General features: G+C 70.8%; 11 protein-coding genes and 1 riboswitch. Of the genes, 7 read left to right on the top strand and 4 right to left on the bottom strand.

Going from position 1 to position 12,943, the window contains the following annotated elements; translation table 11 throughout:
• Positions 1–31: 31 nt before the first annotated feature.
• The 4 genes from KM842_RS09045 to KM842_RS09030 form a co-directional block, all read right to left on the bottom strand.
• Positions 32–292 carry a hypothetical protein gene (locus KM842_RS09045; protein WP_216257684.1) on the bottom strand — a complete coding sequence of 87 codons (261 nt, stop codon included), beginning with the start codon at positions 290–292 and terminating at the stop codon, positions 32–34.
• Positions 289–687: an FBP domain-containing protein gene (locus tag KM842_RS09040; RefSeq protein WP_253206361.1), complete on the bottom strand. Its 399-nt coding sequence runs from the start codon at positions 685–687 to the stop codon at positions 289–291. The genes KM842_RS09045 and KM842_RS09040 overlap by 4 nt, the downstream gene beginning before the upstream one ends.
• A gap of 164 nt (positions 688–851) precedes the next feature.
• Complete coding sequence (locus KM842_RS09035) at positions 852–1,589, bottom strand: M56 family metallopeptidase (protein ID WP_216257682.1); 738 nt, start codon at positions 1,587–1,589, stop codon at positions 852–854.
• Between the two features lie 13 nt (positions 1,590–1,602).
• On the bottom strand, positions 1,603–1,977 hold the full coding sequence (locus tag KM842_RS09030; protein ID WP_216257680.1) for a BlaI/MecI/CopY family transcriptional regulator: 375 nt from the start codon (positions 1,975–1,977) through the stop codon (positions 1,603–1,605).
• A 126-nt stretch (positions 1,978–2,103) separates the two neighbouring features.
• Positions 2,104–2,209, top strand: a riboswitch (glycine riboswitch).
• Positions 2,210–2,387: 178 nt separating this feature from the next.
• On the opposite strand from KM842_RS09030, the gene gcvT reads away from it, so the two are divergent.
• The 7 genes from gcvT (at position 2,388) to KM842_RS08995 (ending at position 12,753) form a co-directional block, all read left to right on the top strand.
• Positions 2,388–3,590, top strand: coding sequence for a glycine cleavage system aminomethyltransferase GcvT (gcvT, locus tag KM842_RS09025; protein WP_216257678.1), 1,203 nt, complete (start codon positions 2,388–2,390; stop codon positions 3,588–3,590).
• Between the two features lie 4 nt (positions 3,591–3,594).
• Positions 3,595–3,972 (top strand): glycine cleavage system protein GcvH, encoded by a 378-nt coding sequence (gene gcvH / locus KM842_RS09020; protein WP_110903296.1) that lies wholly within the window; start codon positions 3,595–3,597, stop codon positions 3,970–3,972.
• Positions 3,969–6,908, top strand: coding sequence for an aminomethyl-transferring glycine dehydrogenase (gcvP, locus tag KM842_RS09015; RefSeq protein ID WP_216257675.1), 2,940 nt, complete (start codon positions 3,969–3,971; stop codon positions 6,906–6,908). The genes gcvH and gcvP overlap by 4 nt, the downstream gene beginning before the upstream one ends.
• A gap of 367 nt (positions 6,909–7,275) precedes the next feature.
• Complete coding sequence (locus KM842_RS09010) at positions 7,276–8,910, top strand: peptide ABC transporter substrate-binding protein (RefSeq protein ID WP_216257674.1); 1,635 nt, start codon at positions 7,276–7,278, stop codon at positions 8,908–8,910.
• Positions 8,911–9,141: 231 nt separating this feature from the next.
• Positions 9,142–10,071 carry an ABC transporter permease gene (locus tag KM842_RS09005; protein ID WP_216257671.1) on the top strand — a complete coding sequence of 310 codons (930 nt, stop codon included), beginning with the start codon at positions 9,142–9,144 and terminating at the stop codon, positions 10,069–10,071.
• Positions 10,061–11,011 carry an ABC transporter permease gene (locus tag KM842_RS09000; RefSeq protein WP_216257669.1) on the top strand — a complete coding sequence of 317 codons (951 nt, stop codon included), beginning with the start codon at positions 10,061–10,063 and terminating at the stop codon, positions 11,009–11,011. The genes KM842_RS09005 and KM842_RS09000 overlap by 11 nt, the downstream gene beginning before the upstream one ends.
• Positions 11,008–12,753 carry a dipeptide ABC transporter ATP-binding protein gene (locus KM842_RS08995; protein WP_216257666.1) on the top strand — a complete coding sequence of 582 codons (1,746 nt, stop codon included), beginning with the start codon at positions 11,008–11,010 and terminating at the stop codon, positions 12,751–12,753. The genes KM842_RS09000 and KM842_RS08995 overlap by 4 nt, the downstream gene beginning before the upstream one ends.
• Positions 12,754–12,943 lie beyond the last annotated feature (190 nt).

Raw genomic sequence — 12,943 nt, 5'->3', positions numbered from 1 at the left:
GCAACTCCGGCGCCCGCCGGCGCCGCCACGGTCAGACGAGCGGCAGGACGGGGGCGCGCTGGTCGCCGAGCTCGTCCACGCGCCACGGCCGCGCACCGGTCGGTGCCAGTCCGAGCTGCGCGAGCACGAACCCCACGTGCGGTTCGACGTCCGGGGCCCACGGGCCCTCGACGCCCAGGCCGAACGCCCCGAGCTCGTCGTCGGCCTCGTCGCGCAGCGTGAGCCGCCACCGACCGTCCCCGAGCTCCTCGACGACGGCCCAGCGTGCGGAGCCGAACCGGTCGGTCGTCATGCCGTGCTCTTGATGTCCGCCGTGAAGGAGTGCACGCGGGCGAGCAGCGACTCGGACCGCATCGCGATCGTCGCCGGCGGGTTGAGGTGCGGGGGCGCCGTGCGGATGAGCATCGAGCAGCCGAGGTCCTCGCAGATGTACGAGCCGATGGTGTTGCCGTTCCGGCCGGCCTCGCCACCGCGGGCAGCGGAGAACAGGCGCACCTGCGTCGCCGGCTGCGGGGAGTGGCAGAACGAGCACATCGCCGCGATGCCCGGGCGGAGCGACCCACCCGCGGCGCGGACGACGATGCCCACGGGCTCGCCGTCCATCCAGGACACCATATAGCCACGGCGGGCGGCCTGCGGGTCGCGCCAGCCGAGGTACTCGCGTTCGTTCCAGAGCGTCTCGTGCAGCCCGGGATCGGGAGCTGGGCGAGTTCGTCGGGCGTCGCGTTGACGAAGGACGATCGGATGTCGGATTCGGTGAGCGGCTGCACGGTTCCCCTCGCGGTGGCGGACCGGACCAGGCTAGCCCCGTGCGCCGACAGCCGGACGCCGCACGGGCCTCCCGGGTGCGGTCAGCCCAGCCGGGAGGCGCGGACCGCGCCGAGTGCGCCCGTCGCGTCCGCCACGAGCACCGCCCGGCGGAGGGCGTCGCGGCCGACCCGGCGCGCGGCGGCGTCGTCCGCGGCGAACTCGACGAGGACCCGGGTCGACCGCGCCATCGCACGGGCTCCCGGGACCCACGGGACGGCCCGTTCGACGGACTCGGCGAACCCGACGACGGCAGCGTGGTGCTGCCGGAGGTGCGCGCGCTCGTGAGCGACGACCGCGCCGAGCTCGTCGGCGCGCAGTCGGTCGGCCAGGCCGGTGCTGACGAGCACACCGCCGGTGCGGCCCGGGACGGCGCAGGCGAGGGCGGTGTCGGCCTCGAGGACGGCGACCAGCGTGCCGTCCACCTCGCGGTGCGGGGCCGCCCCGGTGCGGATGGCCTCGCGGACGGCCTCGTGCTCCGGGCCCGGGCGGACGCGGACGGCGACGGCGAACGCGACGACGGCGAGCACGGCGATCCCGACGTTCAGGCCGTGGCTCGGGGAGTCGTCGATGCCGAACGGGTCGCGGAGCGGTCGGTCGGCGAGGACCACCAGCGCGGTCCCGACGACGAAGCTGGCGACGCCCACGACGACCGCTGCCTGCCAGGCGGCGATCGCGGTCCGCGGGTGCGCGATCGTCCAGCCGGCCCGCGTCAGGACCCGCGGCGCGAGGACCACGACGGCCAGGGCGAGCACGACCAGGCAGGCGCCGGCGACGACCACGGAGCCGGTCCGGTCAGGGGCGGGATCGGGAGTCGATCGCGCGGCGCAGGACCTCGAGGTCCCCGGACGCGAGCGAGCCGGTGAACTGCAGCAGGGCGGCCTCGCGGTCGGAGGCCGCGGCCAGCGCGCTCGACATGAGGGACGCGGTGTGGTCCTCGCGGGAGTGCGTGGCGCGGAAGGTCAGCGGGGCGTCGGCGTGCTCCTCGCGCACCACCGCACCCTTGCGGCCGAGACGGTCGAGCACGGTGAGGACCGTCGTGAGCGCGGGACGGGGTTCGGCGACGGCGTCGAGCACCTGGCGCGCGGTGAGCCCGTCGTCGGCGGTCCACAGCGCCTCGAGCACCGCCTGCTCGAGCTGCCCACGGGGGCGCGATCGCTGTCCTGCCACGATGTCACTCTACGTGATGTCGAACGACCAGCCGCGGCGTCCCCGGCGGTGTCCGCGGCGGCGGATGCGACACATGCCCGTAACGCGGGCTCGGTATGCTCCTCGGACAACAGAAGACACGGCCGACCACCCGCCGCGGGAGAGCCCCCGACCAGACGCTGCACGACCTGGTCCGGGCACCGAAGGAGCAAGCTCCCCGCCAATCTCTCAGGTCCAACACCGCAGCGGGCAGGCCACTCTGAAAAGCAGACGCGATCGACGTGGGCGCATCCCACGCCGCACCGTCTCGCCCACGGTGAAAGCCGCCGGACCTCACGGGCCGCGGTGAAACTCTCAGGCCCATGACAGAGGGGGAGTTCCGCACCCGACGACGGTCGTCGGGCCCAGCCGACGCCGGGAGAACTCCGTCCATGTCAGATCCCTCCACCGTGCCCGCGCCCGGAGCACCCGACGCCGGTGCGCCCACGCCCGGTGCCGGTGCGCCCGCGCCTGGTGCCAGTGCGCCCGCGCTCCGCTCGTCGCCGCTCGAGGCGCAGCACGAAGCCGCCGGCGCCACCTTCACCGACTTTACCGGGCACCGCATGCCGGTCCGGTACTCGTCCGACCTCGCCGAGCACCATGCGGTGCGCCGGGCGGCCGGGGTGTTCGACCTCTCGCACATGGCCGAGATCGGCGTGCAGGGTCCGGACGCCGTGGCCTTCCTCGACGCCGCGCTCGCGGGGTCCTTCGGCGCGATGCCGGTCGGCCGGGCGAAGTACTCGCTCCTGCTCACGCCCGAGGGCGGGATCCTCGACGACCTGGTGGTCTACCGCACCGGCGAGGACGTCTTCCTCGTCGTCGCGAACGCCGGCAACCGGGACGTCGCCGTCCAGGCCGTGCAGGAGCGCGCCGCCGGGTACGACGTGCTCGTCACGGACGACTCCGACCGGACCGCGCTCGTCGCGATCCAGGGCCCGGCCGCCGCGGGCACGCTCGACGCCCTCGTCACGGCCGACCGCCTGCAGCCCGAGACGCCGCTCGACGAACTCCGGTACTACCGGGTCCTGCACGCGCTGTTCGACGGCAGCGAGGTCCTCATCGCCCGCACCGGCTACACCGGCGAGGACGGCTTCGAGCTGTACTGCGACACCGACACCGCGCCGGCGATCTGGGACGCCCTGCTCGACGCCGGTGCCGAACGCGGTGTCGTCCCCGCGGGCCTCGCGGCGCGCGACACCCTGCGCCTCGAGGCGGGCATGCCCCTCTACGGCCACGAACTCGACACATCGGTGCGGCCCGCGCAGGCCGGACTCGGTCGCGTCGTCGCCACCTCGGGCTCGTTCGTCGGCGACGCCGGTGTCGAGCCCGCCGCCGACGCCCGCGTGCTCGTCGGCCTCGTGACCGAGGGCCGCCGGGCTGCCCGGGCCGGCTACGACGTGCTGCGGGACGGGGTCGTCGTCGGCACCGTCACCTCCGGCGCCCTGTCGCCCACCCTCGGCCACCCCGTCGCGATGGCCTTCGTCGACCCGGACTGCGCCGACGGGGGACGAGTCCTCCACATCGACGTCCGCGGCACGGCCATCCCCGGAACCGTCACCGCCCTCCCCTTCTACCGCCGCGCCGCGAAAGGCTGACCCCATGACCGACCAGACCGCACTGCAGTACACCAAGGACCACGAGTGGATCCTCGTCGAGGGCGACGTCGTCACCGTCGGCATCACCGACCACGCGGCCGAGCAGCTCGGTGACGTGGTCTACGTCGAGCTCCCCGCCGTGGGCACCACCACGACCGCGGGCGAGCAGCTCGGCGAGATCGAGTCGACCAAGAGCGTCGGCGAGCTGTTCGCCCCGATCGAGGGCGAGGTCGTCGAGGTCAACGACGCCGTCGTCGCCACCCCCGACACCGTCAACCAGGACCCGTTCGGCGCCGGGTGGCTCGTCAAGCTCAAGGTCGACGGCACGTCGTTCCCCGAGGACCTCATGGACCACGACACGTACCGGGCCTCGATCGCATGACCGCGGACCAGGACCTCACCACCTCGACGAACCTGCAGACCACGTTCGCCGACCGCCACATCGGCACCACGCCCGCCGACCAGCAGGCGATGCTCGACGTCGTCGGGCAGCCCTCGCTCGACGCCCTCGTCCGCGCCGCCGTGCCCGAGTCGATCCACGCCGCCCCGGTCGCGCACTCGTCCGTGCCCACCGCGGTAGGGGAGACCGAGGCGCTCGCCGAGCTCCGCGCCGTCGCCGGCCGCAACACGGTCCGTCGCGCGATGATCGGCCTCGGCTACTCGGACACCCACACGCCCGCCGTCATCCAGCGGAACGTCCTCGAGAACCCGAGCTGGTACACGGCCTACACGCCGTACCAGCCCGAGATCTCGCAGGGCCGGCTCGAGGCGCTCATCAACTTCCAGACGATGGTCTCCGACCTGACCGGCATGGCCACCGCGGGCGCGTCGATGCTCGACGAGGGCACCGCCGTCGTCGAGGGCATGCTCCTGGCCCGCCGCGCCTCGAAGGTGAAGGGCGACGCGTTCCTGGTGGACGCCGACCTGCTGCCGCAGACCGCGGCGCTCCTCGGGCACCGTGCCGAGGCCGTCGGCATCGCGCTCCGCACCTTCGACGCCGCCGACGGTCCCACCGACGAGCAGCTCGACGGCGCGTTCGGCGTCGTCCTGCAGTACCCGGGTGCCTCCGGCCGCGTCGTCGACCCGAGCACGACCATCGAGCGCGTGCACGCCGGTGGCGGGATCGCGGTCGTCGCGGCGGACCTGCTCGCGATGACGCTGCTCGCCAGCCCGGGCGACCTCGGCGCGGACGTCGCCGTCGGCACGAGCCAGCGCTTCGGCGTCCCGCTCGGCTTCGGCGGACCGCACGCCGGGTACCTCGCCGTCCGTGCGGGCCTCGAGCGCCAGCTGCCCGGTCGGCTCGTCGGGGTGTCCTTCGACGCCGACGGCAGCATGGCCTACCGCCTCAGCCTGCAGACCCGCGAGCAGCACATCCGGCGCGAGAAGGCGACGAGCAACATCTGCACCGCGCAGGTGCTCCTCGCGGTGATGGCGTCGATGTACGCGGTCTACCACGGCCCCGAGGGGCTGCGGTTCATCGCGCACCGGGTGGCACGGACCACCACGGCGCTCGCCGACCTCGCCCGGACGGCCGGCGCCGAGATCGTGCACGACGCCTTCTTCGACACGGTCACGCTCCGGGTCCCCGGTCGTGCCGGGTCCGTCGTGGCCGCCGCGCACGACGCCGGGTACTTGCTGCACCTCGTCGACGCGGACACGCTCCAGCTGTCCGTCGACGAGACCACGACGCCCGACGACCTCGTCGCCCTCGCCGGCGTCCTCGGTGCGACGGACGCGACCGTCCCCGCGACCGAGACCGCCGTCCGCGACGCGGCTCCGGGCCTCCCGGCCGGCCTCGAGCGCGCGAGCGCGTTCCTGACGCACCCCGTGTTCAGCGCGCACCGCAGCGAGACCCGGATGATGCGGTACCTCAAGCACCTGTCCGACAAGGACTACGCGCTCGACCGCGGCATGATCCCGCTCGGCAGCTGCACGATGAAGCTCAACGCGGCGACCGAGATGGCGGCCGTGACCTGGCCGGAGTTCGCGCGGCTGCACCCCTTCGCCCCGCGCGAGGACGTGCAGGGCTACCTGGACATGATCGGCGACCTCGAGACCTGGCTCGCCGAGGTCACCGGGTACGACACCGTGTCGGTCCAGCCGAACGCGGGCAGCCAGGGTGAGCTCGCCGGGCTCCTCGCCATCCGCGGGTACCACAGGTCCCGCGGGGACGAGGCGCGCACGGTCTGCCTCATCCCGTCCAGCGCCCACGGCACGAACGCGGCCTCGGCGGTCCTGGCGGGCATGCGCGTCGTCGTGGTGGCCTGTGACGAGGACGGCAACGTCGACCTCGACGACCTCCGTGCGAAGACGAGGCAGCACGCCGAGCAGCTCGCGGCGCTGATGATCACGTACCCGTCGACGCACGGCGTCTACGAGCAGGACATCCGGGCGATCTGCGACGCGGTGCACGACGCCGGCGGTCAGGTCTACGTCGACGGCGCGAACCTCAACGCGCTCCTCGGGCACGCCCGGTTCGGCGACTTCGGCGGGGACGTCTCGCACCTCAACCTGCACAAGACGTTCTGCATCCCGCACGGCGGCGGCGGTCCGGGTGTCGGTCCGGTGGCGGCGAAGGGGCACCTCGCACCCTTCCTGCCGGGCCACCCGATGGCGCAGGAGGCCGACCGTCGCACCGGTGCGGACGCCGCGGCGGACGGCGCACGGCTCGCCCACGCCGGCGGCCCGGTCTCGGCAGCGCCGTACGGCAGCCCGAGCATCCTGCCGATCACCTGGACCTACGTCCGGATGATGGGCCTCGAGGGGCTCACCCGGGCGACCGAGGTGGCCGTCCTCGGGGCGAACTACCTCGCCGCCCGCCTGCGTGACGCGTTCCCGGTGCTGTACACGGGCGAGTCCGGCCTGGTCGCGCACGAGTGCATCCTCGACCTCCGGCCGCTGCGCGAGGCCACGGGGATCACGGTGGACGACGTCGCCAAGCGCCTCATCGACCACGGCTTCCACGCACCGACCATGTCGTTCCCCGTGGCGGGCACGCTCATGGTCGAGCCGACCGAGAGCGAGGACCTCGCCGAGCTCGACCGCTTCGTCGACGCGATGCTCGCCATCCGTGCCGAGGCGGACGCGGTCGGACGGGGGGAGTGGCCGGCGGACGACAACCCGCTGGTGAACGCCCCGCACACCGCCTCGTCGGTCATCGCGGGCGAGTGGGAGCACGCCTACACGCGCGAGCAGGCGGTCTACCCCTCGGCCGGTCAGGCGGCGCGCAAGTACTGGCCGCCGGTGCGCCGGATCGACCAGGCGTACGGGGACCGGAACCTGGTCTGCGCCTGCCCGCCGATCGAGGCGTTCGCGTAGGCGACCAGCGCACCGACGGGAGGCCCGTGGCGACACCGCCACGGGCCTCCCGTCCGTTCCGGGCACGCCTGCCCACCAGCGGGTGGAGCGCTCCGAGTGCAAGCGGTTGCAGCCGACACCTGTGGTTCACCGGGACGTCACCTGGACGCTGCACGGAGCTCGATGCAAACGCAACCGATCGGCTGGTGCGAGCGGCTCAACGCTGGGATGTTGCAAACTGCCGCAACGATCCTGCAACTTGGTTTCAGGCGTGTAACCGATGCGCCGTGGGTTTGGACGGGCATCCGTGCACTGCCTACAGTTCAGGAGTCAAACGCGGCGGGAGGGACCTCTGTGCCCGGCGCGTCCCATGCACCAGGAGGAACTCTTGATCAAGAAGCGCGCTGGGCTCACTGCCCTCGCCGTGCTCGGGGCCACAGCACTCGCCCTGACCGGCTGCTCCGGCAACGGTGGCGGAAGCGGTTCGGGCTCCGGCTCGGGCTCCACGAACGCGGACGGCATCGTCACCACGAACGGTAGCGAGCCGCAGAACCCGCTCATCCCGTCGAACACCACCGAGACCGGTGGCGGCAAGATCATCACGTCGCTGTTCGATGGTCTGTTCACGTACGACGCCGACGGCAAGCCCGTCAAGGAGCTCGCCAAGAGCGTCGAGACCGACGACTCGAAGACCTTCGACATCACGATCAACACCGGGTGGAAGTTCACCAACGGTGAGGAGATCACCGCCGAGTCCTTCACGAAGGCGTGGAACTGGGCAGCGCAGAAGTCGAACGCGCAGGGCGCGAGCTACTTCTTCGAGAACATCGAGGGCTACAGCGCCGACAAGGACTCCGAGCTCACCGGCCTCAAGGTCAAGGGCGACGACGAGTTCACGGTCACGCTGAAGTCGGCGCAGTCGGACTTCCCGCTGTCGCTCGGCTACAACGCCTTCGTGCCGCTTCCCTCGGCGTTCTACGACGACCCGAAGGCCTTCGGTCAGAACCCGATCGGCAACGGCCCGTACAAGCTCGACGGCAAGAGCGCCTGGACCCACAACCAGGACATCAAGCTCGTCACCAACAAGGACTACCAGGGCAAGCGCAAGCCGAAGAACGGTGGTCTGACGATCACGTTCTACAGCACGCAGGACACCGCGTACTCCGACGCCCAGGGTGGCAACCTCGACGTCCTCGACGCCGTGCCGGACGCCGCCTTCTCGACCTACAAGTCGGACTTCCCCGACTCGAACGTCAACCAGGCCGCCGCGATCTTCCAGGCGATCTACCTGCCCTACTACCTCGACCACTGGAAGGGCGAGGAAGGCAAGCTCCGTCGCGAGGCGGTGTCGATGTCGATCAACCGCAAGCAGATCACCGACAAGATCTTCCAGGGCACGCGCACCCCGGCCAAGGACTTCACCTCGCCGGTCATCGACGGCTGGTCGGACGACCTCGAGGGTTCGGACGTCCTGAAGTACGACAAGGCCGAGGCCAAGAAGCTCTGGGCCCAGGCCGACGAGATCTCGCCGTACAACGACACGCTCACCATCACGTACAACGCTGACGGTGGACACGAGGCGTGGGTGACCGCGGTCACCAACTCGATCTCGAACACGCTGGGCATCAAGGCCGAGGGCAACGCCGTCCCGACGTTCGCCGAGGCGCTCGCGCTGCAGACGGACGACAAGCTCAAGGGCGGAAGCCGCACCGGTTGGCAGGCCGACTACCCGTCGCTGTACAACTTCCTCGGCCCGACCATGGGTGAGGGTTCGTCCAACAACTACTCGCGCTACGACTCGGCCGAGTACAACGAGCTGCTCGCCAAGGGCCGTTCGGCGTCGACCGTGGAAGAGGGCAACAAGTTCTTCGACCAGGCGCAGGAGCTCCTGTTCAAGGACCTGCCCGAGATCCCGCTCTGGTACTCCAACGTGACTGGCGTGTGGTCTGCGGACAACGTCAAGAACGTCAAGTTCGGTTGGGACTCCGTTCCGCTGTACTACGACATCGAGGTCACCAAGTAACACCGGTCCTCCGCGGAGGACCCACCGCGAGCAGGTATCCTGCCCGCAGCCAACCGGACGGGGGTTCGGGGACCACACGGTCCTCGAGCCCCCGTACCACGGCGGCAACACCTTCCCCCACGAACGCGGGCGCCGCCGCCCGCACCGGACACCCGTGCCGACCCTCGGACCGTCCACCCCTCACGACATGAACCTGAACGACATGCGCGCAGCGAACCAGGCAGTGATCTGATGCTCTGGTACCTCGGCAAGCGCCTCCTGCAACTCATCCCCGTGTTCTTCGGGGCCACGTTCCTCATCTACTTCATGGTCTTCTCGCTGCCCGGCGACCCGATCGCCGCGCTGTTCGGCGACCGCCAGCCGTCGCCGCAGGTGATCGAACAGCTCCGGGCGCAGTACAACCTGGACAAGCCGTTCATCATCCAGTACCTGCTCTGGGTCGGCGGTCTCTTCCGCGGCGACCTCGGGATCACGTACTCGGGCCTCCCGGTCAGCCAGCAGCTCGCCCAGGCGTTCCCGATCACCGCCCGCCTCGCGCTCCTGGCGCTGGTGTTCGAGGCCGTCGCCGGCATCCTCGTCGGTGTCGTCGCGGGTCTCCGCAAGGGCAAGTGGTTCGACGCCACCGCGCTCGTCGTCTCGCTGCTGCTCATCTCGGTGCCGACCTTCGTCGTCGGCTTCGTGCTGCAGTACGTCTTCGGCATCAACCTCGGGCTCTTCCGGGTGACGGTGTCGGGTCAGGCGCCGTGGAACGAGCTGGTCCTGCCGGCGATCGTGCTCGCGACCGTGTCGTTCGCGTACATCGTGCGACTCACCCGCGCCAGCGTCGCCGAGAACATGAGCGCCGACTTCGTGCGGACCGCCACCGCGAAGGGCCTGTCCCGCCGCCGTGTCGTGAGCGTGCACATCTTCCGGAACTCACTCATCCCCGTGGTGACCTACCTCGGTGTCGACATCGGCAGCCTGATGGTCGGCGCGATCGTGACCGAGGGCATCTTCAACATCAACGGCGTCGGTGGGACGGTCTACAAGGCCGTCACGCTCGGCGAGGGCCCGACGGTCGTGTCGTTCGTCGCCGTGATGGTCATCATCTTCATGCTCGCCAACCTCCTGGTCGACCTGCTCTACGCCGTCCTGGACCCGAGGATCCGCTATGCCAAGTAACGCCGCACCCCGCTCGGCGACGCACTACGTCGCCCCGATCGAGGAGACGCCGCTGCAGGCGGTCGACCAGGTCAACGTGGACGAGAAGACCCGTTCACTGTGGACCGACGCGTGGGAGTCCATGCGTCGCCGTCCGACCTTCTGGATCTCCGCGGTCCTCATCCTGCTGATCCTCGTGGTCGCGATCGCCCCGGGGCTGTTCAGCCACGTGGACCCGCGCGCCGCCAACCTGGACTACAGCGACGAGGGCCCCCGCGCCGGGCACCCGCTCGGCTACACCCGTCAGGGTTCCGACGTGTACGCCCGCATGATCTGGGGCGCGCAGAACTCCCTGCTCGTCGGTCTCCTCGCCACCGTGCTGGTGACGATCGTCGGCATCGTCGTCGGCGCCATCGCCGGGTTCTACGGCGGCTGGCTCGACGCGGTCGTGTCCCGCATCGCGGACATCTTCTTCTCGATCCCGACGGTCCTCGGCGCGATCGTGATCATGTCGGTGATCCCGCAGCGGAACGCCATCACGGTGTCGCTCGTGCTCGCCGTCTTCGCCTGGCCGCAGATCGCCCGCATCATGCGCGGTGCCGTGCTCAGCGCGAAGCAGGCCGACTACGTGACCGCCTCGGCGGCCCTCGGCGTCAGCCGGTTCCAGACGCTGGTCAAGCACGTCATCCCCAACTCGCTCGCGCCGGTCATCGTCGTGGCGACGGTCTCGCTCGGCACGTTCATCGTGGCCGAGGCGACCCTGTCGTTCCTCGGCATCGGTCTGCCGCCGTCGGCGCTCAGCTGGGGGCTCGACATCGGGACGGCGCGGACCTCGATCCGCACCAACCCGTCGACCATCTTCTGGCCGTCCGCCGCCCTGTCCATCACCGTGCTCGCGTTCCTCCTCCTCGGTGACGTGGTCCGCGACGCGCTCGACCCGAAGGCGAGGGCCCGCCGATGAGCGAGACACTCACCGAGCCGAACGCCCGGACCTCGGGTACCTCCGGCGCACCGCTGCTCGAGATCACCGACCTGCAGGTCGGCTTCCGCACCCAGAGCGGACTCGTGCAGGCCGTCCGTGGCGTGAGCATGACCCTCGAGCAGGGCGAACGCCTCGCGATCGTGGGCGAGTCCGGATCGGGCAAGTCCACCAGCGCGCAGGCGATCATCAAGCTGCTCCCCGGCACCGGCCAGATCACGGGCGGCTCGATCAAGCTGAACGGGCGCGAGCTCGTCGGCCTCGACGAGAAGCAGATGTCCGAGATCCGCGGGACCGAGATCGGGTACGTCCCGCAGGACCCCATGTCGAACCTCAACCCGCTCTGGAAGATCGGGTTCCAGGTCGAGGAGGCCATCAAGGCGAACGGCATGGCGACCGGCAAGGCCGCCATCCGTGCCCGTGCGGTCGAGGTCCTGCAGGAGGCCGGCCTCGGTGACGCCGAGAGCCGCCTCAAGCAGTACCCGCACGAGTTCTCCGGCGGCATGCGGCAGCGCGTGCTCATCGGCATCGGCCTGTCGAGCCGTCCGAAGCTGCTCATCGCCGACGAGCCCACCTCGGCGCTCGACGTGACCGTGCAGCGCGTCATCCTCGACCACCTCGAGAGCCTGACGCGGGACTTCGGCACCTCGGTGCTGTTCATCACCCACGACCTCGGCCTCGCTGCCGAGCGCGCCGAGAAGCTCGTGGTGATGTACAAGGGCCAGGTCGTCGAGGCCGGTCCCTCGAAGGAGATCCTGGCGAACCCGCAGCACCCGTACACGCAGCGCCTCGTCGCCGCGGCACCCTCGCTCGCGAGCCGCCGCATCCAGTCGAAGGTGCAGCACCAGCGGGTGGACATCTCGTCCGGCACCGGCAGCGAGGACGACGAGCTCCTGGCCCGCGCTCACGAGCGCGAGAGCAAGCCGACCGAGGACCTCATCGTGGTCAAGGACCTGCAGAAGGTCTACAAGCTGCGCGGGCAGGGCATCGCCACGCGTGAGCTGAAGGCCGTCGATGGTGTCTCGTTCTCGATCCCGAAGGGCACCACCACGGCGCTCGTCGGCGAGTCCGGCTCCGGCAAGTCCACGGTCGCGAAGCTCGTCCTGCAGCTCGAGTCGATCACCGGTGGTTCGGTGCAGTTCGACGGCATCGACATCGGCGCGCTCAAGGGCAAGGACCTGTTCGACTTCCGTCGTCGCGTCCAGCCCGTGTTCCAGGACCCGTACGGCTCGCTGGACCCGATGTACAACGTCGGGAACACGATCGCCGAGCCGCTCACCACGCACAAGGTCGGGGACAAGGCGTCCCGCCGTGCTCGGGTGCTCGAGCTGCTCGACCAGGTCGCGCTGCCGAAGTCGATGGTGAACCGGTACCCGAGCGAGCTGTCCGGTGGGCAGCGGCAGCGCATCGCCGTCGCGCGTGCACTGGCGTTGAAGCCCGAGGTCATCGTGCTCGACGAGGCCGTCTCGGCCCTCGACGTGCTCGTGCAGGGGCAGATCCTGGACCTGCTCACCGAGCTGCAGTCCGAGCTCGGCCTGACCTACCTGTTCATCACGCACGACCTCGCCGTGGTCCGCCTGGTCGCGGACAACGTCTGCGTCATGCGCAAGGGACAGATCGTCGAGAAGGCGACCACCGACGAGGTGTTCGCCAACCCGCGGGAGCAGTACACGAAGGACCTGCTGGCAGCCATCCCGGGCGCCGGCTTCGAGTTCGGTCGCTGACCCGACACCTGCGACACACGGAACGCGCCGCCCCGGCTCCGGGACGGCGCGTTCCGTCGTTCCGGGGAGCGGCCTGGAGGCGCGTCCCACCGACCGTGTCCGGCTCACGTCCTGGAGATGGCCGCTGGACCACGAGGAGGTCGGCGACGGGCCTTCGCGGGCCTCGCGGCCCTTGCGAGTCCACCGGTGG

It is taken from the genome of Curtobacterium sp. L6-1 (genome assembly GCF_018885305.1).
Lineage (GTDB): Bacteria > Actinomycetota > Actinomycetes > Actinomycetales > Microbacteriaceae > Curtobacterium > Curtobacterium aetherium.
The sequence above is the reverse complement of the archived record's forward strand: the minus strand, read 5'-3'. Positions and strand labels throughout refer to the sequence as shown.